Source organism: Bacillus sp. CGMCC 1.16541, from assembly GCF_003184905.1.
Classification (GTDB): Bacteria; Bacillota; Bacilli; order Bacillales; family Bacillaceae_H; genus Priestia.
The window spans coordinates 321235-345084 of record NZ_QFRU01000004.1; the positions used below are offsets into that span (position 1 = coordinate 321235).

Annotated in this window: 19 protein-coding genes and 2 pseudogenes; 10 read left to right on the forward strand and 11 right to left on the reverse strand. The window is 39.0% G+C overall.

From position 1 onward, the window contains the following. Positions 1–20 precede the first annotated feature (20 nt). Positions 21–1337: a DEAD/DEAH box helicase gene (locus tag DIS06_RS07930; RefSeq protein WP_110112703.1), complete on the reverse strand. Its 1317-nt coding sequence runs from the start codon at positions 1335–1337 to the stop codon at positions 21–23. A 66-nt stretch (positions 1338–1403) separates the two neighbouring features. Then, entirely contained in the window at positions 1404–2603 is a 1200-nt protein-coding gene (locus DIS06_RS07935; protein ID WP_110112704.1) for a class I SAM-dependent rRNA methyltransferase, read from the reverse strand. Positions 2604–2939: 336 nt separating this feature from the next. Between DIS06_RS07935 and DIS06_RS07940 the strand changes: the two genes are divergently transcribed. Continuing rightward, positions 2940–4433, forward strand: a complete 1494-nt coding sequence (locus DIS06_RS07940; protein ID WP_110112705.1) for a peptide MFS transporter — start codon at positions 2940–2942, stop codon at positions 4431–4433. A 93-nt stretch (positions 4434–4526) separates the two neighbouring features. Here the strand turns inward: DIS06_RS07940 and DIS06_RS20110 are convergent, their stop codons facing one another. The 3 genes from DIS06_RS20110 to DIS06_RS20120 all read right to left on the reverse strand — a co-directional run bounded on the left by DIS06_RS20110 (position 4527) and on the right by DIS06_RS20120 (position 5160). After that, positions 4527–4679: a hypothetical protein gene (locus DIS06_RS20110; RefSeq protein ID WP_162595915.1), complete on the reverse strand. Its 153-nt coding sequence runs from the start codon at positions 4677–4679 to the stop codon at positions 4527–4529. A 24-nt stretch (positions 4680–4703) separates the two neighbouring features. Then, entirely contained in the window at positions 4704–4871 is a 168-nt protein-coding gene (locus tag DIS06_RS20115) for a hypothetical protein (RefSeq protein ID WP_162595916.1), read from the reverse strand. 151 nt (positions 4872–5022) lie between these two features. Then, entirely contained in the window at positions 5023–5160 is a 138-nt protein-coding gene (locus DIS06_RS20120) for a hypothetical protein (RefSeq protein WP_162595917.1), read from the reverse strand. 243 nt (positions 5161–5403) lie between these two features. On the opposite strand from DIS06_RS20120, the gene DIS06_RS07945 reads away from it, so the two are divergent. After that, positions 5404–6123 carry a YebC/PmpR family DNA-binding transcriptional regulator gene (locus DIS06_RS07945; protein ID WP_110112706.1) on the forward strand — a complete coding sequence of 240 codons (720 nt, stop codon included), beginning with the start codon at positions 5404–5406 and terminating at the stop codon, positions 6121–6123. Between the two features lie 114 nt (positions 6124–6237). On the opposite strand, the pseudogene DIS06_RS07950 reads toward DIS06_RS07945, so the two are convergent. Beyond that, a pseudogene (locus tag DIS06_RS07950) lies at positions 6238–6555 on the reverse strand (hypothetical protein). Positions 6556–6876: 321 nt separating this feature from the next. Here DIS06_RS07950 and DIS06_RS07955 point away from each other — a divergent pair. The 5 genes from DIS06_RS07955 (at position 6877) to DIS06_RS07975 (ending at position 13142) form a co-directional block, all read left to right on the forward strand. Continuing rightward, a complete protein-coding gene (locus DIS06_RS07955; RefSeq protein ID WP_110112707.1) occupies positions 6877–7608 on the forward strand; it encodes a GntR family transcriptional regulator in 732 nt (243 codons plus the stop codon). After that, the gene (gene gntK / locus DIS06_RS07960; protein ID WP_110112708.1) at positions 7601–9145 is read left to right on the forward strand and encodes a gluconokinase; all 1545 of its coding nucleotides are present in this window, start codon (positions 7601–7603) and stop codon (positions 9143–9145) included. Before DIS06_RS07955 ends, gntK begins: the two co-directional genes overlap by 8 nt. Positions 9146–9164: 19 nt before the next feature. After that, positions 9165–10511 (forward strand): GntP family permease, encoded by a 1347-nt coding sequence (locus DIS06_RS07965; protein ID WP_110112709.1) that lies wholly within the window; start codon positions 9165–9167, stop codon positions 10509–10511. Positions 10512–10616: 105 nt separating this feature from the next. Then, entirely contained in the window at positions 10617–12023 is a 1407-nt protein-coding gene (gene gnd, locus DIS06_RS07970; protein ID WP_110112710.1) for a decarboxylating NADP(+)-dependent phosphogluconate dehydrogenase, read from the forward strand. 219 nt (positions 12024–12242) lie between these two features. Next, on the forward strand, positions 12243–13142 hold the full coding sequence (locus tag DIS06_RS07975; protein WP_110112711.1) for a hypothetical protein: 900 nt from the start codon (positions 12243–12245) through the stop codon (positions 13140–13142). 62 nt (positions 13143–13204) lie between these two features. Here DIS06_RS07975 and DIS06_RS07980 read toward each other — a convergent pair whose 3' ends face one another. Together DIS06_RS07980 and DIS06_RS07985 are read right to left on the reverse strand one after the other, a co-directional pair. Then, positions 13205–14707 (reverse strand): malate:quinone oxidoreductase, encoded by a 1503-nt coding sequence (locus DIS06_RS07980; protein ID WP_110112739.1) that lies wholly within the window; start codon positions 14705–14707, stop codon positions 13205–13207. 294 nt (positions 14708–15001) lie between these two features. Next, on the reverse strand, positions 15002–16486 hold the full coding sequence (locus tag DIS06_RS07985) for a phytoene desaturase family protein (protein ID WP_110112712.1): 1485 nt from the start codon (positions 16484–16486) through the stop codon (positions 15002–15004). A 375-nt stretch (positions 16487–16861) separates the two neighbouring features. Between DIS06_RS07985 and ahpC the strand changes: the two genes are divergently transcribed. Then, positions 16862–17425, forward strand: a complete 564-nt coding sequence (gene ahpC, locus DIS06_RS07990) for an alkyl hydroperoxide reductase subunit C (protein ID WP_110112713.1) — start codon at positions 16862–16864, stop codon at positions 17423–17425. A gap of 13 nt (positions 17426–17438) precedes the next feature. After that, on the forward strand, positions 17439–18968 hold the full coding sequence (gene ahpF / locus DIS06_RS07995; RefSeq protein ID WP_110112714.1) for an alkyl hydroperoxide reductase subunit F: 1530 nt from the start codon (positions 17439–17441) through the stop codon (positions 18966–18968). Positions 18969–19253: 285 nt separating this feature from the next. Here the strand turns inward: ahpF and DIS06_RS08000 are convergent, their stop codons facing one another. The 3 genes from DIS06_RS08000 to DIS06_RS08010 all read right to left on the reverse strand — a co-directional run bounded on the left by DIS06_RS08000 (position 19254) and on the right by DIS06_RS08010 (position 22943). Next, positions 19254–20576 (reverse strand): MATE family efflux transporter, encoded by a 1323-nt coding sequence (locus DIS06_RS08000; protein ID WP_110112740.1) that lies wholly within the window; start codon positions 20574–20576, stop codon positions 19254–19256. 5 nt (positions 20577–20581) lie between these two features. Further along, a complete protein-coding gene (locus DIS06_RS08005; protein ID WP_110112715.1) occupies positions 20582–21541 on the reverse strand; it encodes an arsenic resistance protein in 960 nt (319 codons plus the stop codon). Between the two features lie 439 nt (positions 21542–21980). After that, positions 21981–22943: a tRNA dihydrouridine synthase gene (locus DIS06_RS08010; RefSeq protein ID WP_162595918.1), complete on the reverse strand. Its 963-nt coding sequence runs from the start codon at positions 22941–22943 to the stop codon at positions 21981–21983. A gap of 408 nt (positions 22944–23351) precedes the next feature. Between DIS06_RS08010 and DIS06_RS08015 the strand changes: the two are divergent. After that, a pseudogene (locus DIS06_RS08015) lies at positions 23352–23718 on the forward strand (VOC family protein). The last annotated feature ends 132 nt before the right edge of the window (positions 23719–23850 follow it).

Genomic DNA, 23850 nt, shown 5'->3' on the forward strand with positions numbered 1-23850 from the left:
TAAAAGAGTGGCTTCACACGTTATTGTGAGTGGCGTTTCGGACGAGACGATCGTTTTGGTTTTGAGGTGGCTGATCGCTTTTGACTTGAGTAAGACTTTTCATTGCTTGGCTTGGCTTTTCGTTTCTGACCGCCTCTACTCGTGTGGCTTTTGCTTTCTTTCTTTTCACGTTGGTGTTGTTTTTCTGTTGGTGCATGTTGTTCATTCGTTGTTTCGAGTTCAATCGTTTTTCGCTTAATCGTCTGCTCGATTCCCTTTTCAATAAGTTGAAGGTATCCTCGGTCTTTCGGCGCAACAAATGTAACAGCTACTCCTGACCCGCCGGCGCGACCCGTTCGACCAATACGATGAATATAACTTTCCACATCTTCTGGAATGTCATAGTTAAACACATGGGTAACTCCTTCAACATCAAGTCCGCGAGCCGCTACGTCTGTCGCAACTAGAAATTGAATGTCAGCTGAACGGAAGCGTTCCATTACTTTTTCACGCTTATTTTGAGATAAATCACCGTGAAGCTCATCAGCATTATAACCATGTTGCTTTAATGCCTCATACAACTTACTAACACGTCGCTTTGTACGGCAAAAAATGACAGCTAAAAACGGTCGATACATATCAAGAACGTGAAACAGTGAGGCTTGTTTTGCTCGATCGGTCGTTTCAATAACAGATTGCTTAATATCTGTCAGGGTAATTTGTGTACTTTCTACTTTTACTTTTTCAGGTTTGTTCATATAGGCTTTTGCTAAACGCTGAATCTCATTCGGCATCGTTGCTGAAAACAGCATCGTTTGGCGATGTGAGCTTGTTGCCTTAATAATGTCTTCTACTTCATGTAAAAAGCCGATGTGAAGCATTTGATCAGCTTCATCTAAGACAAGGTGAGTTGCTGTGGAAAGGTCAAGGGTTTGTCTTCTCATATGATCAAGAATTCTACCAGGTGTTCCAATGACAAGATGTACACCTCCACTTAACTTCTTAATTTGTCGTTCCACATCTTGTCCACCGTATACAGCAAGTACATTAACATCCTTCTTGTAGGCGAGAACTTTCTTAATTTCATTTGTAATTTGAAGCGCTAACTCCCTTGTTGGAGCAACAATTAACCCTTGCACTTCAGCCTTATGTGTATCTATCCTTTGAATCATCGGCAGTGCAAACGCGAGCGTCTTCCCTGTACCGGTTTGTGCTTGAGCAACAACGTCTTTCCCCTCAAGTAAACGCGGAATGGACGCTTCTTGCACAGGTGTTGGTTGGGCAATTCCGTTCTCTCTTAATGCTCGGTTTAATTCTTGGTCAATTCCTAACTGTAAAAAGTCTTGCAAATAAGACACCTCTTCTTTTCTTTTTTTATTTCCTAGGTGATAAAACTAGACAAAACACGACACAATCACTTGTTTTTACTTGTCGATTTTTTTAATAAAAACAACCTTCAAGTAATCGCCTTCTTTGAACTCTTTAATCGTTTTAAAGTCTGATGGCAATGAAAACTCTTCAAGTAGCTGATAGTTCATTTTCATCTCTTTGAATGCATCTTTAATAAATCCTTTAAACTTCTTCATACCAAAGGAGCTACAGTTTGTCGAAGCAACAATTGTTCCACCATTTTCTGTGATTGCAATCGCTTCTTTTAGTAAGTTTTTGTAGCCTTTTGACGCACTAAACGTGAATTTTTTTGATCGTGCAAAGCTTGGTGGATCTAGGATAACCGTATCAAAGGTTAACTCTTTTTTTACTGCATATTTAAAGTATTTGAACACATCTTCCACAATAATATCCTGTGCTTCGTAATCAATTTCGTTCATGCTAAATTGTTCAATTGTTTTATTCAGACTTCGATTTGCTAAATCTACACTCGTTGTTTTAGCTGCTCCACCTAATGCGGCAAATACAGAAAAGGCACCTGTATAGGAAAAGGTATTCAGAACGGTTCTTCCTTTTGAATACTTTTCTAAAATTGTTTGACGAACGTTGCGTTGATCTAAAAAGACACCTACCATGGCCCCTTCATTAAAATACACCGCGAAATTCACGTCATTTTCTTTAACGATGAGTGGGAACTCACCTCTTTCTCCAGCTACAAACTCATCATCTTCAATATACTGACCACCTGTATGAAAACGTTTCTTTTCATAAATCCCCTTAAATTCAACAAGCTCTTTTAATGCTTCAATAATCAATGGCTGAAATGTATAAATGCCTTTGCTGTACCAATTAAACAAATAGTACCCATCAAAATACTCTAACGTAAATCCGCCAATTCCATCTCCTTCTCCGTTAAACACACGAAAAGCCGTTGTATCTGTCGATTGATAAAAAGAAGAACGCGCCTGGATGGCTGCTGCTAACTTTTGTTTAAAAAAAGCCTGGTTAAATGACTCGTTTCGGTTGTAGCTAATCACCCATCCATACCCTTTATTTTGTCGACCATAATATCCTTTCCCGATAAACTTCTTATTTTCGTCTACTAGTGTCACAATCGTTCCTTCTGAATCAAGACCCTTACTGTTCTTTAATGCTTCTTTATGAATAAGAGGATATCCCTCTTTATACTTACTACTAAATGTTTCATTCACTTGTAGCGTTACTTCTACGCTCATTCGTTTCATCCTATCTCTCATTTTTTGCCCAATGGGACGTTTGCACATCTTCTAACTATAACAGATATCTACTTTCTCTTCAGTTTCTTCTTAATTCTGAAGTCTATAAAAATACTTATTTATCACCTATTGTTTCTTTTAATTAGAAATTTATTCAAAACTCTAAAGATGCGCATTCCTTTACACCTAAATGTTTTACTATTTTAGTAAATTGTATAACCTATACAATTTATCTAAAATTTGTTTAAAAACCCTTTATTATTACTTTTCCAAATATTTCTTTGACAACACATCACAACTAAAAGTATTATATTAAAAGAATAAGGAGGTTACCCTATGTCAGATTTTAATAAACAGAAAATTGTGTCAAGCGTTCCCCAAAAAGGATTCTTTGGACACCCTAAGGGACTCTTCACGCTTTTCTTCACAGAATTTTGGGAACGTTTCTCTTATTATGGAATGAGAGCGATCCTTGTCTTTTATATGTACTATGAAGTATCAAAAGGTGGATTAGGACTGGATGAGAATACAGCTCTATCCATTATGTCGATCTACGGCGCACTCGTTTATATGTCCGGAATTATCGGTGGTTGGCTAGCCGATCGTATTTTCGGAACGTCAAAAGCCATCTTTTACGGTGGAGTACTGATTATGTTTGGTCATATCGCCTTAGCATTTCCAGGTAGTTTATCATTGTTTTTCGTATCAATGGTTCTTATCGTTCTTGGTACTGGTTTATTAAAACCGAACGTTTCAAGTGTAGTCGGAGACATTTATAGCACAAATGATAATCGTCGTGATGCTGGGTTTAGTCTTTTCTATATGGGAATTAACCTTGGGGCTTTCATTGCTCCGTTAACAGTTGGAACAATTGGGACAGAAGTGAGCTTTCACTTAGGGTTTAGTTTAGCGGCTGTTGGAATGTTTTTAGGATTACTTGTTTTCGTTTTAACAAAGAAGAAAAACCTTGGTCTTGCAGGTACGTATGTGCCAAATCCATTAGCACCAGATGAAAAGAAAAAGGTATTTACAAGAATTGGGGTTGCTACAGTTATTCTAGCTGTTTTAATCGCTGTTACAATCTCAATGGGTATCTTAACTTTGAATGTCTTTGTTGGACTTGTTGGTATTTTAGGTATTTTAATTCCAACGATTTATTTTACTGTCATGTACCGCAGTCCAAAAACAACAGATGTAGAGCGTTCGCGTCTTATCGCATATATCCCGCTCTTCATTGCTTCTGTTATGTTCTGGGCGATTCAAGAACAAGGTTCTACCATTTTAGCTAACTATGCAGATAAGCGTACACAATTAGAATTTGCAGGCATCACCATTTCACCTGCTTGGTTTCAATCATTAAATCCATTATTTATTATTGTGCTTGCACCTGTGTTTGCATGGCTTTGGGTAAAGCTTGGTGACCGTCAGCCATCTGTACCGAAAAAGTTCTCGCTTTCTCTATTATTTGCCGGCTTATCGTTCCTTGTGATTTTATTACCTGCGTACTTTGGTGGTAGTGACTCACTTGTGAATCCATTATGGCTCGTTCTTAGCTACTTCATTGTTGTTCTTGGAGAATTATGTTTATCTCCTGTTGGGTTATCTGCAACAACAAAATTAGCACCCGCTGCGTTCTCTGCACAAACGATGAGCTTATGGTTTTTATCGAGTGCGGCAGCTCAAGCTATTAACGCTCAACTTGTTAAATTTTATAACGCTGAAAATGAGATCTTATACTTCGGTTCAATCGGTGGAGCATCCATCATATTGAGTATCATCTTATTTGCGTTATCGCCGAAAATTCAAGAACTGATGAAAGGCGTTAAATAATGAAAAATCCTTACCTATTGAATCTAGAATACCCTCTAGATAATAGGTAAGGATTTTTTATTTCGTGAAAATTATTAACCTACGATTGCTCCTTCAAAAACTTTTTGCTACATAAGGATTTCCACTTAGTTGTTTTCGCATGTCTTCTGTGATAACGACTTGTTTGGACTTCGTTGAAGAGGATGATTTTACTTCTTTCTTTCCAATTCCACTGCCATCAAAATAGACCGGTTTTTCATGTTTCACGTGTAACACCCTTTCTCTTTTAACTTAAAATGGTTTTGTTGACATCAAAACAATTAAGATAATGGCCGCGGCGTGTGCGACCATGTTTAACTTGGCAATTTTCTTATCTAACTTATGATAGTCAGCTGACAAAGAATCACCTTTACTATCCATTACAATTTGCACTTGCTTCTCGACTGTTTTTGGAATCATAGCCGCAACAACTGTTTGAATTAGAAAGTAGATGACAAGAGAAGCAATGAACTAGCCTTGTGTCCATAGGTTAGGATTGATAACTCCCATTAAGATGGCAGTTGCTAGTAGGATAAGTGAGCCTGCTTTCGCAAACTTCTCAATTTTTTTATTAATTTTTAAAACACAACTTTGCATTCGAAACCGACTTCGCATTATACTTTGCGACTACAGGCATTCCAAAGCTAGCTCCTAATCCAACAACTGCTGCAATCACATGAATCAACACTAACAAACTATAAAATGACACGTATTCATTCCTCCTATTAAAGCAGTGGAATAAGAGGGATAATTACCTATATTTGTATTATAATGACTTTATACATATAATTCACTAAATTTTTACAATAAATGAACAAATTGTACTATCTTATCTAGGTATATAAGATAGCATATGCCTTTTTAAACTAGATACTCGTAAACTGGTTCTCATTTGCGTTATAATAGAGAGTAGATTTTAAATAGATTCACAATTGAAAGAGAGTGAAATAGAATGGGTCGTAAGTGGAATAATATTAAAGAAAAAAAAGCAGCAAAAGATGCAAATACAAGTCGTTTGTATTCGAAGTTTGCACTTGAAATTTATGTAGCTGCCAAACAAGGTGAACCAGATCCAGAGTCAAACCAAGCTTTAAAATTCGTGCTAGAACGTGCGAAAACATATAACGTACCACGCAATATTATTGATCGTGCCATTGATAAAGCAAAAGGTGGCGGTGAGGAAAGTTACGACGAACTGCGCTACGAAGGATTTGGACCAAATGGCTCAATGATCATTGTTGACGCACTAACAAATAATGTAAACCGTACCGCTTCAAATGTACGTGCTGCCTTTGGTAAAAATGGCGGAAACATGGGTGTGAGTGGTTCTGTTGCCTACATGTTTGATGCAACAGCTGTAATTGGTATAGAAGGAAAAACAGCAGATGACGTATTAGAATTATTAATGGAAGCAGACATTGATGTGCGCGACGTATTAGAAGAAGAAGAAGCAGTAATTGTCTATGCAGAACCTGATCAATTTCACGCGGTGCAAGAAGCGTTCAAAGGAATTGGTATTACAGATTTCACAGTGGCAGAGTTAACAATGCTTGCTCAAAACGATGTCGAATTACCAGAAGATGCACAAGCACAGTTTGAAAAGCTAATTGACGCCCTTGAAGACTTAGAAGATGTTCAACGTGTGTATCACAATGTAGATTTAGGTGAATAAACATAAAAAAGCTCAAAGTGATCTGCTTTGAGCTTTTTTCTATGAGTAATTGCCTTTACTTTTGTTTGAGAAGCGACATGGAAATGATGAGAGTTTCCAAGCTGGAATTAATGATTAAATGTCAGAGCGGTTCGTCACAACATGGCGATCTGACTGAAAAGCATTAATGAATAAGAAAACAGCGGTGATAATATGCATCACCATGCCGACAAATGGAATCCAGCCAATACATGATGTAACAATTCCTAAAATACTTCCTGCTGAAGCGCCGCCATCTTTCTTTGTGAAAACAAGCGTCACAATGTGTAGAGCAAGCATAAAAACTAAAGGCGTCTATGAAAGACCCAGAATAATGGCTCCTCCTAGAATGGGAATACCCCAGAATGCTTCCAATCCACCTGTAATTAATTTCATGGTTTTAGATGTTGACATCACAAAAACCTCCTACTGTTTACTGAATAGCTTTGTTCTATCATAATTGATTTTTATTGTTTCTTCCTCTCTTTCTTACGAATAGTCCTCAAAGCAGTTCCGTTTTTTATTCATATTTCTGTTTACCCTATCTGTTAGGTTACACATCGGAAGAGCTAACCATGCAGTCATAGAGCGCAACACCTAGTGTATTACTTTCTACTTTTATTCCTACTCTTTGACTATTTCTTTTAATAGAAAAATGAAAGCACTTGCAAAATGGATTCATTATATTATAATACTTGTATACAAGTATACTTGATTGACAAAAGAGGTGAATGTATGGCTGAATCAACTGAATTTTTATATCCTACAAAGTGGTTATTGAAAGCTTCTTCTGGTGATCGCGTGGCGTCTGAGCTTCGAATGCGTATTATTTCTGGTTTAATTGAGAGCGGTACCAAGTTGTCAGAAAATAAAATTGCTGCCGATTTTGCTGTAAGTCGTTCACCAGTGCGTGAAGCATTAAAAATCCTCGCATCTGAAAACATGATTCGTTTAGAACGCATGGGTGCGGTTGTCGTTGGATTAACAGAAAAAGAAATTGAAGAAATTTATGATGTACGTCTACTTATTGAGACATTTGTATTTGAGCGTCTTGTCAAAATGGATACAACGGAGCTTGTAACAGAGCTTAGTAAAATACTTGAGATGATGAAGGTCGCGATTAAATATGAAGATGCTGATGAGTTTTCGTTTCAAGATGTGTTATTTCACGAAACCATTATTCGGTCTATCAACCACTCGCACATCCTAATGATTTGGAGTAATTTAAAGCCAACGATGGAAAGTCTCATTCTTCTATCGATGAGAATGCGTTTTAAAGAAAAGCTCGATGATTTTAACCGCATTTTGAGCAATCATGAATTATATGTTGAAGCGATTCGAACAAAAAATCGAGAGCGAATGATTGAGTCATTGCATCAAAACTTTGATGATGTTCAAGGAAAAGTAGAAGACCTCTGGATGTCGCAACAAATTCTATCCAAAGGAGTCGAACAAGACCATGACTAACTACATGATAGGAGTCGATATAGGGACCACTAGTACAAAAGCGGTTCTGTTTAGCGAAAAAGGGGAAGTCATCCACAAAGAGAATGTCGGGTATCCCCTTTATACACCTACCATTTCAACGGCTGAACAAGACCCTGAAGAGATTTTTCAAGCAGTTTTACAGACAATGACAAATATTATGCAAAAGCACGGCAAAAAGAATATCTCTTTTGTTTCATTTAGTAGTGCCATGCACAGCGTCATTGCGATGGATGAATACGACCAACCACTTACTTCATGTATAACGTGGGCAGATAACCGAAGCGAAGCATGGACACGCAAACTAAAGAATGACTGCAATGGACATGACATTTATAAACGCACAGGCACACCAATTCATCCGATGTCTCCCTTAAGTAAGATTATGTGGCTCGTGAATGAACACCCTGACATCGCTACTAAAACGAAAAAGTACATCGGAATTAAAGAATACGTATTTAAGAAATTTTTTGACCACTATGTTGTCGATCATTCGTTAGCTTCAGCGATGGGCATGATGAATCTCCATACCCTTGATTGGGATGAAGAAGCGTTACACGTTGCAGGCATTAAACGTGATCAGTTATCTGAGCTGGTACCGACAACGCAAACGTTTACGAATTGTGACGAACAATTGGCAATTCAAATTGGACTTGATCCACAAACACCTTTTGTGATTGGTGCTAGTGATGGTGTGCTTTCAAATTTAGGGGTAAACGCTATTCAAAAAGGTGAAATTGCGGTGACGATTGGGACAAGTGGTGCGATTCGTACTATCATCGATAAGCCACAAACAGATGAAAAAGGACGAATTTTTTGCTACGCCTTAACGGAAAATCATTGGGTAATTGGTGGCCCTGTCAATAATGGCGGCATGGTCCTTCGTTGGATTCGAGATGAATTTGCTTCTTCTGAAACGGAAACGGCAAAACGACTCGGTATTGATCCATACGAAGTGTTAACGAAAATTGCAGAACGTGTTAGGCCTGGTGCTGACGGACTCCTTTTTCACCCTTATCTTGCAGGTGAGCGTGCTCCATTATGGAACCCAGATGTACGTGGCTCCTTTTTCGGCTTAACGATGGCCCATAAAAAAGAGCATATGATCCGAGCAGCATTAGAAGGTGTCATTTACAACTTATATACGGTGTTTTTAGCCTTAATTGAATGCATGGATTGTTCGGTTACTCGTATTCAAGCAACGGGAGGCTTTGCTCGCTCTCACGTATGGCGTCAAATGATGTCCGATATTTTTGAATCAGACGTTGTCGTTCCAGAAAGCTATGAAAGCTCTTGCCTAGGAGCATGCATATTAGGGCTTTATGCCACTGGAAAGATTGATTCTTTTGATGTGGTTTCAGAGATGATTGGAGAGACGTATAGGCATACACCAAACAAAGAAGCGACAAATGAATATCAACAGTTACTCCCTATTTTTATTCATTTATCGAGAGTACTAGAAAGTGATTATGAAAGAATTGCAACGTATCAAAGAAACTTAACGAACACAACAAGATAAAAAACATGGAGGGATTCACATGCCATTACTTATTGTAGCCCTTGGGATTTTAGCGTTACTCATTTTGATCATGGGATTCAAACTCAATACGTTTGTTTCCTTGATTATCGTATCTTTTGGTGTCGCATTAGTGCTTGGAATGCCACTTGACAGCATCGTAAAAACGATCGAAGCAGGATTAGGTGGTACACTTGGTCACCTGGCATTAATCTTCGGTCTAGGGGCGATGTTAGGGAAGCTTATCGCAGATGCAGGAGGTGCTCAACGCATCGCGATGACACTTGTGAACAAATTTGGTGAGAAAAACATTCAATGGGCGGTCGTTGCTGCCTCATTTATCATCGGAATTGCGCTATTCTTTGAAGTTGGACTTGTGTTGTTAATTCCAATTGTGTTTGCGATTTCAAAAGAATTGAAGGTATCTATTTTGCACCTAGGTATTCCGATGGTTGCTGCATTATCGGTGACACATGGCTTTTTACCACCTCATCCAGGCCCGACTGTTATCGCAGGTGAGTACGGCGCTGACCTTGGTGAAGTGTTGCTTTACGGGTTCATCGTTTCGATTCCAACGGTCATCATCGCAGGACCGCTGTTTACAAAACTCGCAAAGAAGCTTGTACCTCAATCATTTACAAAAACAGGAAACATTGCTTCTTTAGGTGAACAAAAGACATTTAAACTTGAAGAAACACCCGGCTTTGGTATTAGTGTTTTTACAGCGATGCTTCCTGTTATTTTAATGTCGATTGCAACCGTTATCACGTTACTTCAAAAAACAACCGGTTTAGATGACAATGCTTTTCTATCTGGGATTCGTTTTATCGGAGATGCATCAACTGCAATGCTATTATCACTTTTAGTTGCGATTTACACAATGGGAATTGCTCGTAACATTCCGATGAAAATAGTGATGAACTCTTGTTCAACAGCGATTCATCAAATTGGAATGATGCTTTTAATCATTGGAGGCGGTGGAGCCTTTAAGCAAGTGTTAATTGATGGTGGTGTCGGGGATTATGTGGCCAACTTATTCGACGGTACATCTCTATCTCCCATTCTACTTGCATGGATCATCGCAGCGATTTTACGTATTTCATTAGGATCAGCAACGGTAGCTGCATTAACAACGGCCGGCTTAGTCATTCCAATGCTCGGACAATCCGATGTCAATCTCGCATTAGTTGTACTTGCAACCGGTGCCGGAAGCTTAATTGCTTCACACGTCAATGATGCTGGTTTCTGGATGTTTAAAGAATATTTTGGGTTAACCATGAAAGAAACGTTCGCAACTTGGACATTACTAGAAACAATCATTTCTGTTGTTGGATTAGCATTTGTTCTTTTATTAAGCCTAGTGGTTTGATAAAATTTAACCGTTTACAAATGAAAAAGCAGGTAGTATACCCTTGCCACAGCGTATGTGTAAGGATATACTACCTTTTGATCTGATAAAAAAGGAGTTCGAAACATGTTAAATACAATTGGTGTGATTGGGTTAGGTGTTATGGGTCGTAATCTTGCTTTAAACATGGCAAGTAAAGGCGAACAAGTAGCCGTTTATAACTACACAAGAGACTTAACCGATCAGTTAATGGAAACACAAAGTGAAAACAAAGCACTTCATCCTTATTATGAGTTACAAGAGTTTGTACAATCATTACAAGCACCTCGTAAAGTGTTTTTAATGGTGACAGCTGGTAAACCAATCGACTCTGTGATTGAGTTACTCACTCCACTTCTTGAAAAAGGCGACATCATCATGGACGGTGGAAACTCTCATTATGAAGATACAGAGCGTCGATACGATACATTAAAAGAAGCAGGCATTCATTACATCGGAATGGGAATCTCGGGTGGTGAAGTTGGTGCGTTAAAAGGCCCTTCTATTATGCCAGGTGGCGACAAAGAAGCGTATGAACAAGTAGCCCCTATTTTTACAAAGATTGCGGCTCAAGTTGATAACGATCCTTGTTGTGTGTACATCGGACCAAAAGGAGCAGGTCATTTTGTGAAGATGGTACATAACGGAATCGAGTATGCAGATATGCAGCTAATCGCAGAAGCGTATACGTTTTTACGAGAACGACTTCATTTATCTGTAGATGAGGTTGCTGATATTTTTGAAACTTGGAACGAAGGCGAACTACAAAGCTATTTGATGGAAATTACAGCGGATATCTTACGAAAGAAAGATGACGTAACAGGTCTTCCAATCATTGACGTCATTCTTGATAAAGCAGGCCAAAAAGGAACAGGAAAATGGACGAGTATGCAAGCAATCGACAATGGCATTACGTCTTCTATCATCACTGAGTCTTTATTTGCACGCTACATCTCCGCTTTAAAAGAAGAGCGTGTTGCAGCTTCTGACGTATTAGTTGGACCAGAAACGGACAAACAGCCACTAGACAAAGACGTGTGGATTGAATATGTAAGACAAGCCCTTTACATGGGGAAAGTATGTGCCTATGCACAAGGCTTTAATCAATACAAAACAACATCTGAATTGTATGATTGGAACTTACCGCTTAAAGATATCGCACTTATCTTCCGTGGTGGCTGTATCATTCGTGCACAATTCTTAAATGTAATTAGTCAAGCGTATGACAAGCAACCAAACTTAGCGAACCTTCTACTTGATCCATACTTTGCAGAAAAGTTAAAGAACTATCAAGTAGGATTGCGTAAAGTGGTATGTGAAGGTATCTTCTCTGGTATCTCCTTCCCTTGCTTAAGTACATCGGTTACGTACTACGACGGATACCGAACAGGACAGTCAAATGCAAACATCTTACAAGCACAACGTGACTATTTCGGCGCACATACGTATGAGCGTAATGACCGAGAAGGAACATTCCATACGAATTGGCAATAATGATAAAAGCTTCTTGTTGACTTCAGCAAGAAGCTTTTTTTATAAAACCATTCTTTCTTCATACGTGTAGCCCTCTTACTAACTAGGCATTTATTACGATTTTCCATTTTTAGTTAGCTCTATTTTCGCTTTGTGTTTGTTTTCACAAACAACCATTTCTATTTGTGCTATCATAACCAAGAAAAGGTAATAACTAACAAATGGAAGGTTGTTTCATGTATGAAGAAATATGTAATCATCTTACTCACTTGTGGTCTTTTAGTAGGCTGTAACAGCAAGCAGAGTGAAGAAGAACCAAAGAAGAAAGACCCAACACCCACAGAAGAAATAGCCACACAAGATCCAAGCACCGAGCAAGCTGATCAGCCTGTCTCAAAGCCGAGTTTAAGTAAGGCTGAGATTGCACTATTAAAGATTCCAACTACACCGATCGAGTCACCGTTTGACGAAGACGGAAATATTAAATTTGAACATGATGAAATTGAATTTGTAAAAGAATACATGGACGAACGCGGCAGAATTTATTTCAATTTAGATGAACAGCCTATCCGAAGCATCACAAGTGGTGAAAACGGCAACATCACAAACGTGACAAACTACGGTGACACGTTCATTGATATGATGGAAGCAGAAGCCTATGGGCTCTCTAACCAACCAGCTATGGATAGCGCTTATCAACTCTTTATCACGAATCCACCAGCGGAGCTAGCTGGAAAAGACCCTTCAGAATACCGAACGTGGGAAGAAGCAACAAATTTAGAACGAGGAATCATGCAGATGATTTACTTGATGGCCCCTTCACTCAATAGCATTGGCTACTTCTCACAACAAAATGATTACGAAAATGAAGCATTTAAGATTATGCTAGAAGATTTTGAAAAACTAGGTTCACCAAGCGTGATGGTTCCAGCTCCTCAAACACCACTCGACCTACAACTATTTGAAAATATGAAAATGGTTCAAGCCATGTGGGGACAGCTCGGTCAATTTAACGATCCAAAAAATAATCAAGAAGCGTTTCAACAGCTCTATACACAAGTAAGAAATGAAACCAATAACATCATTGTACGTGTCAATTACACATTAAGTGAAAAGCTAGAAGCTCCAAACAACAATTAACGTCTACGTTTCCAAAAAAAGGCTGCTCAAATGAGCAACCTTTTTTCTATTAAACAACTATACTAGCAACAAACAGGCTCGTTTTCGTTTAAACCAAGCGCTTGACCCGTTGATGCTTCAATTTCTTTAATGAGTGCGGGATTTTCCATCAATGACACACCGTATGATGGAATCATTTCTTTGATCTTCGGCTCCCACTCTTTCATATGTTGCGGAAAACACTTTTTGATCACTTCAATCATGACGTGAACAGCTGTTGAAGCACCCGGAGAGGCACCTAGTAATGCCGCAATCGAGCCATCAGATGCACTAACCACTTCTGTTCCAAATTGCAGCGTTCCTTTTCCGCCTTCAACGGTGTCTTTAATCACTTGTACGCGTTGGCCCGCTATGACTAAATCCCAATCTTCAATTTTCGCATTTGGAATAAATTCTCGCAGTGCTTCCATACGCTTCTCTTTTGATAACATGACTTGCTGAATTAAATATTTTGTTAACGACATTTCTTTTACTCCTGCCGCTAACATTGTTAATACGTTATCAGGCTTAACAGATGTAATCAAATCAAACATAGAACCCGTTTTCAAGAACTTTGGTGAAAAGCCTGCAAACGGTCCAAATAATAACGATTTTTTGTTATCAATATAGCGTGTATCTAAATGCGGAACCGACATCGGTGGAGCCCCAACAGGAGCTTTTCCGTATACTTTTGCATGGTGCTGTGCAATCACCTCTGGGTTCGTACAAGACATAAAGAGTCCACTTACTGGGAAGCCCCCAATGCCTTTTCCTTCAGGGATGCCTGACTTTTGAAGTAAGTGAAGACTTCCTCCACCGCCTCCAATAAAAACAAACTTCGCTGTGTGGCGTTCAACTTGACCGTTTTGGACATTTCGTATTTTTAGCTCCCACAAGCCATCACTTGTACGATTTAAGTTATCTACACTATGATGATAGTGCATTTCCACCCCTTTACTTGTTAGGTGGTCAAACAACATACGAGTTAATGCTCCAAAGTTTACATCTGTTCCTGCGTCAATTTTCGTCGCCGCAATCGGTTCAGTTGATATACGATCCTGCATAATCAACGGAATCCACTCTTTTAATTTTTTCGGATCGTCAGAGAATTCCATCTCTGCAAATAGCGGATTTTTAGACATGGCATCAAAACGTCGCTTTAAGAATGCCACATTGCTTTCCCCTTGTACTAAACTAATATGAGGCAATGGCATAATGAAATCTTGCGGATTACGAATCAGTTGGTTGTTTACAAGATACGACCAAAACTGCTTCGATACATGAAACTGCTCATTTACTTTAATTGCTTTACTAATATCCACAGAACCATCTGGTCGTTCACTTGTGTAATTTAACTCACACAACGCAGCATGCCCCGTACCTGCATTATTCCATTCATTTGAGCTTTCTTCACCTGTACTTCCAAGCTTCTCAAATACTTTTATATTCCACTGTGGTACTAATTCTTTTAAGAGTGCTCCTAATGTGGCACTCATGATACCTGCGCCAATTAAGATCACATCCGTGTTTTGGTCTCTGTTGCTCATTTCTCCCATCCTTACACCCTTTAGTTTTCAGAAAATGTCTTCTTATCTAATAATTATAAACTATTTAGAGTTTGTTAAAAAGGGAGAAGTTTGTTGAAGAAGGTTTTATGGAATAATTTTCATTTCCTAAATGACTAAAGTGCCTTCTCTAAAAAAGGAGACATAAACGAGTCACCATTGTCATAGCAACGGTTCACAATACAAACTACATATTATAGAGAAAAAAGAACAAGAACGCTCACATTGATGACTCTACAATCAAAAGATACGTATAACGATTAAACACAAGCACCTCTACTTGTATGTTTGAATCAACTCATTCGCAACTGTCCACCCGCTCAAACTACTCCCTAACGAGCCCGCTCCAGGAAAGACCGTATCTCCACAGAACCACAGTCCTTCAATTCGTGCGTTTGGTGAATAGGCTTTAAACAAGCTATATTTACTTGTCGGTACATAACCGCCAACTAACCCATGCTTACGCTGTGTAAATCGCTGAAACGTCACAGGGGTTCCTGGCAGTAGCACCTCGGTATGTGCTGAAAACCCGTTAAATCTCTTTTCAATAAGATAAAGAATGTCATTCACATACCGGTCTTTCAGCCCTTCGTACGTTTCCTTGTTCCACCACTGCTTTACTTCTGTATGGGTCGAGATAGTAATTGCTCGTTTTCCATCTGGCGCAAATGTATCATCGTCTGGACTTGAAACCGAAAATAAAAATTGATTTCCCTCTGACAAAGGACGGTCGTATGTGCCGATAAATTGATGAAACGGGGTAAAGAAGCTTTTTTCATCTAAAAAGCCTTCTTTCGCTCCCACATATAATGTAAACGCACCCCATGACGTTTGTTGTTCTTCTTTTTCTTGCTTAATCGGTAGCGCTTTTCTTTCTTGATCTGCTAACAGTTCAAAGATATTATGAATTGGGGCATTGACGATAAGCTGATTTGCCTCATACATATCGCCTCGCTTCGTTTCCACACGCCAATGATTTCCACTCTTTTTCAGGGAAATCACCTTTGAGCGCATCTTCAACTCTCCACCATTTTGCTGAAACGAAACCGACAGCGCCTCAATCACAGAAGCCAACCCGCCATGAACATAAAAAGCACCGCGGTGAAACACACTTAACGCCATGTATCCAAGCAACGACGGACTATATTCAGCCGTTGTTTGCACACTATCCATCAACTGACCATTTAAAAATGTCATAAATGCTTTGTCATTGTGTAGCTCATATTTACGTAACCGATCATAAACAGATTGATGCAAATAAGGTGCTAATGAAAGAATGGACACGTCTATGGCTTGTAGAAAATTTTTCCACTCTCGAATTGTTACCGGTGGAAAGATTATCTTCTGCTTCACAAAACGATACAGCTTCTCTGCAACAGAAAACACCTCATGAAAAAACGCTTGAATGCGCTCACTCTTCTCAAACACACGCCCGGCTTCCTCAAACCATCGCTCTTTTTGTGCAAAATACATCACATGTCGATCTGGTAAATACACATTCATAATTGTCTCCAACTGCTGCATTGAAGGAGGATTCATCTCTAGCTCATGAAACAACTCTGTCAACAAGCCATCTTTCTCAAAGCCCATGCCAACTGTCGCTCCAGCCGCAAACCGAAATCCTTGTCGATCAAACTTTCCTGCACTGCCACCGAGCTCATTTGCGGCTTCAAGTGTTAACACGCGCATTCCTCTTTTTGCTAACAACGCAGCGGACGTTAATCCACCAAAACCAGTTCCAACTACAATTACATCATGCATCACGATCACCTTTTCCGCCTTTGATAGATGTATTATCTCTTATTTGCCTCGCGATACCAAACTTGAACTGTTTGATGACTAGACTTCCATTATTCTCAATGCAAACCCCTGATTTTCATAGCTCTCTCCTCCACGTCAATTAAAATACATTTATCTATTTCCAGTTTATACAATCATATTATTAGATAAAAAGCACAAAGGAGTGATAAAATATAGAAGAAAACACTCGATAAACGCTTGATTTTCAAAGGAAATAAGAAAATTCGACAACTTTTTTTAAAAAGTAACCACATTTCCTTTGACAAAACAATGTGTTTTATATGATAATGAGTATCGAATTAGAATTATTATAAACTTCCAAGGAGGAATTTTAATATGTCATTAATCGGAACAGAGGTAAAACCATTCGTAGCACAAGCTTACCAAAAAGGTGAATTCCTTGAAGTAACAGAAGAAAACTTCAAAGGTAAATGGAGCGTAGTTTGCTTCTACCCAGCAGATTTTACATTCGTATGTCCAACTGAATTAGGTGACTTACAAGATCAATACGCAGCATTAAAAGAATTAGGCGTAGAAGTATATTCAGTTTCTACAGATACTCATTTTACACACAAAGCATGGCACGATCATTCAGAAACAATTAACAAAATCGAATACATTATGATTGGTGATCCTTCACAAAAGATTTCTCGTAACTTTGAAGTACTAAACGAAGAAGAAGGTCTTGCTGACCGCGGAACATTCATCATCGATCCAGATGGCGTAATCCAAGCAGTTGAAATCAACGCTGGTGGTATCGGCCGCGATGCAAGTACGCTTGTTAATAAAATTAAAGCAGCACAATATGTACGTAAAAACCCAGGTGAAGTTTGCCCAGCTAAATGGCAAGAGGGTTCTGAAACACTTACGCCAGGACTTGACCTTGTAGGTAAAATCTAAGGAGTTTGATTATATGTTATTGGATGCAAATATCAAAGCACAGCTAGATCAGTATCTTCAATTATTAGAAAGTGACATTGTACTAAAGGTAAGCGCAGGAGAAGACAAAGTATCTCGCGACATGCTTTTACTTGTCGATGAGCTAGCAACAATGTCGCCTCGCATTAAAATTGAAAATACTGAATTAGAGCGTACACCGAGTTTTAGCGTAAATCGTATCGGTGAAGACACAGGTGTAACATTTGCTGGTGTCCCTTTAGGACATGAATTTACTTCATTAGTTCTTGCTTTATTACAAGTAAGTGGACGTGCACCAAAAGTAGATCAAAAAGTGATTGACCAAATTAAGAACATCAAGGGAGAGTATACATTTGAGTCTTATATCAGCTTAAGCTGCCATAACTGCCCAGATGTTGTACAAGCTCTTAACCTTATGAGTATCTTAAATGATGGCATCTCTCACACAATGATTGATGGTGCTGCTTACAAAGACGAGGTAGAGAGCAAAGACATTATGGCTGTACCAACTGTGTACCTTAACGGGGAAGAGTTCGGTAGTGGTCGTATGACAATTGAAGAAATTTTAAATAAAATGGGTAGCGGCCCAGATGCAGCAGAGTTTGCTAATAAAGATCCTTACGATGTACTTGTTGTTGGTGGCGGTCCGGCTGGTGCAAGTGCTGCCATTTATGCAGCGCGTAAAGGTATTCGCACAGGTATCATCGCTGAGCGCTTTGGTGGCCAAGTGATGGACACAATGGGCATCGAAAACTTTATTAGCGTCAAGAAAACAGAAGGTCCTAAACTTGTGGCAAGCTTAGAAGAGCACGTGAAGGATTATGGAATTGATGTAATGAACCTTGTTCGCGCTCGTCGCTTGGAGAAAAAAGACCTCATTGAACTGGAACTAGAAAATGGTGCTGTTCTAAAAAGTAAAACAGTGATTCTGTCAACAGGAGCTCGCTGGCGTAATGTTGGGGTACCTGGAGAAGCAGAGTTCAAAAACAAAGGTGTAGCCTACTGCCCACACTGCGACGGTCCTTTATTCGAAGGAAAACACGTAGCGGTTATCGGTGGAGGAAATTCTGGTGTAGAAGCAGCGATTGACCTTGCTGGAATTGTTAAACACGTAACCGTTCTTGAATTTATGCCTGAATTGAAAGCAGATGCCGTGTTACAAGAGCGCCTAAACAGCCTTCCAAACGTAACAGTCGTTAAAAACGCCCAAACAAAAGAAATTACCGGAACAGACAAAGTAAACGGTATTACGTATGTGGATCGTGAGACTGAGGAAGAAAAACACGTTGAATTAGAAGGTGTATTCGTTCAAATCGGTCTTGTGCCAAACACAGATTGGTTAGGCGATGACATCGAACGTACACGTATTGGGGAAATTGTGGTTGATAAGCATGGTGCAACAAACATCCCTGGTGTATTCGCTGCAGGAGATTGTACAAACACACCTTACAAACAAATCATTATCTCCATGGGATCAGGTGCAACAGCCGCATTAGGCGCTTTTGATTATCTGATCCGTAACTAATCATGCATTGAGAGGCTAGCCTCTCAATGCAAAATAGCCGATACCATTTGACTTGGTATCGGCTATTTTTTAACTCATATCGTAGACAAATCATATTTCCCATTTAAAAGAAAAGTGAACACAAAGAGGGTGATACTCAACAGGAAAGAAAATTAGCTTCCTCCTCGCACAAAACGAATGGCCGTAGTACAATAAAGCGCAACGATAATCAAAAGGTCATTGTTCGCCTTTAAGAAAGAATCACTAGGTTATGTTCCAATCCCTTTTATCTCTATGTAGTTGTGATTAGGCTAACTGTTTAATCCAACCATTTCGCCGATATCTAATCATCAAGATTGTCGCCCTTACATAGTTATCTAGCGCGATTGACACCCAAACTCCAACTAATCCAAAGCCAAGCGATACTCCTAATACATAAACACCAAGTGTGCGAATACACCAAATGCCAAGCGCTGTGACATACATAGGGAATTTTGTGCTGCCACCGGACTGTAAGACAGCGGTTAAACTCGATACGAGGGCGGTTGCAGGTTGCGCAATTATATCGATAGCAAGAACGGTAACAATTAAAGTGATAACAGATGATTGATGAACAAGAAAAGAGGCAGCGTAAGGAGAAAGCAAATAAACTACCACACTGACAAGCGTCATGATTCCTACCATTAACATCATTGAACATTTACTATAGACCCTCGCTGCACTTAAGTCTCCTGCTCCAATACTCTTTCCAACAAGAGTCGTTGTCGCAATGGCGAAGCCAGAGCCAATGACTGATACAAAAATGGTAAAGTTGCCGGCTAATGTATGAGCAGCATATACACCTGTTCCCATCCTCACGATCATTCCAAAATAAATCACTTGACCAAACCTCATAAACAATCGTTCTAACCCAGCAGGGACGCCTATACGTATGAGCCCGCTCATCTCTTCCTTGTTGATTCTCCAAGCCTCTTTAGCTCTAGAAAGCATATCTCGTTTCAGCATGTACTTAATAAATAAGCTCACACCAATGAATCTTGCTATAACCGTTGCCATAGCAGCTCCCATGAGACCAAAACCTTCAAAGAACACCCCAAAAATCAAGACATAATCCAAGACAACATGAATGATGTTTATTTGAATACCTATTTTAAGTGGTGTTTTCGTATCTCCATATCCTCTAAAAATCGCTCCAAACGTAAACATCAAGGAGATAAGTACAGATGGAATTGCAATGATTTTAAAATAAATCAAACCATGTGAAACAACATCCTCGTCTGCACCTAACAATCGGAAAAGATGTTCTCCAAACCACATAGAAATAATCCCCAAAGAACATGCAATGATTAAGCTTAGCACAATAGATTGATGTGTTACCATTTTTGCTTTTTCCTCTTGCTTGGCCCCCGTATAACGCGCCACGAAAACAGTAGATGATACACCTAATGCTAAAAACACAGCAAAATAAATTTGGAGGATGGTGTTCGTTACACCGACAGCGGCCACTTCATTTAAACCTAGCTTTGAAATAAAAATCATATCAATAAAGCCAACCATACTTTGCAACGCTTGCTCCATAATAGCTGGAAGTGCAAGCGCGACTAACGCTGTGTAATACTTTTTCTTCATCACTTTTACGACCTTCCACTTATTGTATGGTGTTGATCTAGAATTAAAATGATATAAGAAATAAGTGACAATAACGGTAACTCAATTAACGGACCCATGACTAATACTAACGCAATCAGTGGTTCATGAGGAAAAGCCGTCATCGCAATCGCTAAGGCTACTGGTGAATTCCGAGCTAACGTCGTTAAATGTAAACTCGCAATATTAGGTGTCGTAAATGCAAGACCTTTTCCAACTAGACGCCCGATTAGAAAAGTAATGAGGAAAAATGTGAGAATCGGTAAAAGTAACTGCACAAATAAATCCAAGTGATTTAGTAGTAAGCTCCCTTGAGAAGCAAACATCGCTAAAATGGCCAGACATAAAAAAATCACTGGCAACGAACTAACTTTTTCGATCAAAACATCCTTGTTCCACTTTAAAAGATAATGTCGTGTAACGGCAGCTAATACAAAAGGCAGCACCAACACCAAAAGCATACTCTTCATTACAAGCTGAAAATCAACAACCCCCACTGTTCCAGAAAATACATACAGATATACCGGTAATAACAGCAGCTGCAAAATTAAATTTAAAGGTAAAATGCTCGTCGATAATGCAACATTCCCTTTCGCAATTCCTGTAAAGATGATGTACCAATCCGTACAAGGTGTCACCATTAACATCATAAATCCAAGCCATAGCGCAGGTTGATTGGCTAAGAAAAGCGTTGCTAAAAGCCAGGAAAATAGTGGTGTTAACACAAAGTTTATTCCAATGCTTGCGCATGTAAATGTCCGATTTAAAAATGACTGTTTAAGATCCTTTAAGGGAATTTGTAAAAACGTCAAATACAACATAAGCATCAATAATGGCAAAATCCATTGATCCGCATACATCGCTACTTCATTCACTTGGCCGATGACCAAGCCAAGCAACACAGAAACGATAATCAAAACTGTATACAGCTTCTCAAATAGCCCCACCACTTCTCCTCCTTTCTTTTGGCTCTATCATATTTTTTTTGGTAAAGAAACTATTAATGAAATTAAAAAGCACACAAGTATCCAATTCTTTTATACTTGAGTTGTCGAGACAAAAGTACAAGGATTGGAGTTTGTGTGCATATGAATTTTATCATGAATGTCCCGAGATTAAAAGAGGTTGTCATAAGCAAAGTAGAAGAGGTTGGAGAATACGTTCAGTTGCATGTAGAGATCGAGTGAAGAACCCATAAGTACCCTGATTGTAAAGACAGAACTCGTAAGATCTATGACTATCAAATACAAAAAATTCTTCATTTCTATAGAGCATCAAGATTCATCCATTGAAAAAAGCGTCAAAGGCATGACTGATGCCTTGACGCTTCTTAAAAGTAGTACCATTTATTTACTTATTATCGCCTTCCTTTTACACAGATATAACTCACACTTCTCTTTCAAAGCGGTCAAGCAATGCACGCACTTCATCTGTTGATTTCGTGCTCATCAGCTGATTTCGCAATTCACCCGCTCCACGGAATCCTTTTACGTAAATTTTGAAAAAGCGATGAAGCTTTGTGATCGGCCGTGGCACAATTTCCGAATATTGATCTTGAAGATCGAGCTGAAGTCTTAACAAATCCAAGTATTCTTGGCTGCTATGCTCTTTTGGCTCTTTTTCAAATGCAAATGGATTTTTAAAAATGCCTCGGCCAATCATGACGCCATCAATGCCATACTGCTCAGCAAGTTCAAGGCCCTTTTGACGGTCAGGGATGTCACCATTAATCGTTAATAGTGTATCAGGTGCAATAGAATCACGTAAATCCTTGATAGCTGGAATGAGCTCCCAATGCGCAGGAACGTCGCTCATTTCATCTCTTGTACGTAAATGAATCGACAAGTTGGCAATATCCTGTTGTAACACGTGTGTTAACCATGCTTTCCACTCATCAATTTTATGAAAGCCGATTCGGGTTTTTACACTGACAGGGAGGCCGCCTGCTTTTGCTGCTTGAATGAGCTCGGCCGCAACGTCGGGACGAAGGATAAGGCCGCTACCTTTCCCTCTGGTTGCTACATTCGGCACAGGACAGCCCATGTTGATGTCAATTCCTTTAAACCCTAACTCGGCCATGCCGATACTCATTTGGCGGAAGTATTCAGGATTATCTCCCCAAATATGCGCCACCATTGGCTGCTCGTCCTCTGTGAAAAGTAGACGGCCGCGCACACTGTTGATACCATCTGGATGGCAATAACTATCGGAGTTTGTAAACTCTGTGAAGAAAACATCAGGGCGCCCTGCTTTGCTAACAACGTGACGAAACACCACATCCGTCACATCTTCCATTGGTGCTAATACAAAAAATGGTCGCGGTAAATCACGCCAGAAATTATCTATCATGTCTAGCTCAATTCCTCTCATATTAAATACAACTTCAAACACTTGGTCAGAAAACAGAAAGCCAAATGTTCTACTTCTTTTATCTTATATCATGCTTACTCCATGATTTTCAAACATAAAAACATGTTAATATTTATCAAATGAACAACTAGTGTCCGATACCACTCAGTTTATCCACCTACTCTTATTTTCTCTCATTATCCGTCCATCTATCAAGAGAATATTCCTAAGCTAAACAAATTAAACGATTAATTCGTGACAAATGTATTCACTTTGTATAACTCAAGGCTATGCAGTTAATTAGTATTGTTCAGAAGAATGGTAAAACATTTTAGTTTATCCTCCAATTTTATACTATTATTTATGTAATATAAGGTATGAAGGAAGAAGTGTTTTGTGGATTCTACAATGGTTAAGCATGTTGGACAAATTGGGGTACCTGTTACAAAGTCACATAGAGCAGTGGATTTCTATAAAGAGAATCTTGGTTTCTCTCTTTTATTTTATACTGACAATATGGCTTTCTTCGAATGGGGTGGATTAAGAATCCATGTTAACAATTCGTCAAAAAGAAAAGTTCGCCCATGCCAGCTTCGCTCTTTATTTTTAAGTCAAGAATATTAAAGATACTTGCGAACAATTCGTAGGTAAAGGCGTTATCTTTATTGATGAACCGCATGTGGTAGCGAAAATGGGACAAACCGAAACGTGGATAGTATTTTTTAAAGGTACAGAAGATCCTATTCATGCATTGATGAGTGAAGTACAAGTTTAAAAACAAAAGGACACCTTCATTTACGAATAATCTTCTTCTATGTAAATTAGCTTTTTAAATACTTTTTATCTACAGATGTAATCAACGGTTGTAAAATACTCAATAACAACGGTTTTAAATTCCTCAAAAATA

Bases quoted from the DNA above. Each gene is read 5' to 3' on its own strand.
- DIS06_RS07935 (WP_110112704.1), bottom strand. From the start codon at position 2,603: ATGAGCGTAGAAGTAACGCTACAAGTGAATGAAACATTTAGTAGTAAG.
- DIS06_RS07955 (WP_110112707.1), top strand. From the start codon at position 6,877: ATGGCTGAATCAACTGAATTTTTATATCCTACAAAGTGGTTATTGAAA.
- DIS06_RS07985 (WP_110112712.1), bottom strand. From the start codon at position 16,486: ATGCATGATGTAATTGTAGTTGGAACTGGTTTTGGTGGATTAACGTCC.
- ahpC (WP_110112713.1), top strand. From the start codon at position 16,862: ATGTCATTAATCGGAACAGAGGTAAAACCATTCGTAGCACAAGCTTAC.
- ahpF (WP_110112714.1), top strand. From the start codon at position 17,439: ATGTTATTGGATGCAAATATCAAAGCACAGCTAGATCAGTATCTTCAA.
- DIS06_RS08000 (WP_110112740.1), bottom strand. From the start codon at position 20,576: ATGAAGAAAAAGTATTACACAGCGTTAGTCGCGCTTGCACTTCCAGCT.
- DIS06_RS07965 (WP_110112709.1), top strand. From the start codon at position 9,165: ATGCCATTACTTATTGTAGCCCTTGGGATTTTAGCGTTACTCATTTTG.
- DIS06_RS07980 (WP_110112739.1), bottom strand. From the start codon at position 14,707: ATGAGCAACAGAGACCAAAACACGGATGTGATCTTAATTGGCGCAGGT.
- DIS06_RS07945 (WP_110112706.1), top strand. From the start codon at position 5,404: ATGGGTCGTAAGTGGAATAATATTAAAGAAAAAAAAGCAGCAAAAGAT.
- DIS06_RS07975 (WP_110112711.1), top strand. From the start codon at position 12,243: ATGAAGAAATATGTAATCATCTTACTCACTTGTGGTCTTTTAGTAGGC.
- gnd (WP_110112710.1), top strand. From the start codon at position 10,617: ATGTTAAATACAATTGGTGTGATTGGGTTAGGTGTTATGGGTCGTAAT.
- DIS06_RS20115 (WP_162595916.1), bottom strand. From the start codon at position 4,871: ATGATTCCAAAAACAGTCGAGAAGCAAGTGCAAATTGTAATGGATAGT.
- DIS06_RS08010 (WP_162595918.1), bottom strand. From the start codon at position 22,943: ATGATAGATAATTTCTGGCGTGATTTACCGCGACCATTTTTTGTATTA.
- gntK (WP_110112708.1), top strand. From the start codon at position 7,601: ATGACTAACTACATGATAGGAGTCGATATAGGGACCACTAGTACAAAA.
- DIS06_RS07940 (WP_110112705.1), top strand. From the start codon at position 2,940: ATGTCAGATTTTAATAAACAGAAAATTGTGTCAAGCGTTCCCCAAAAA.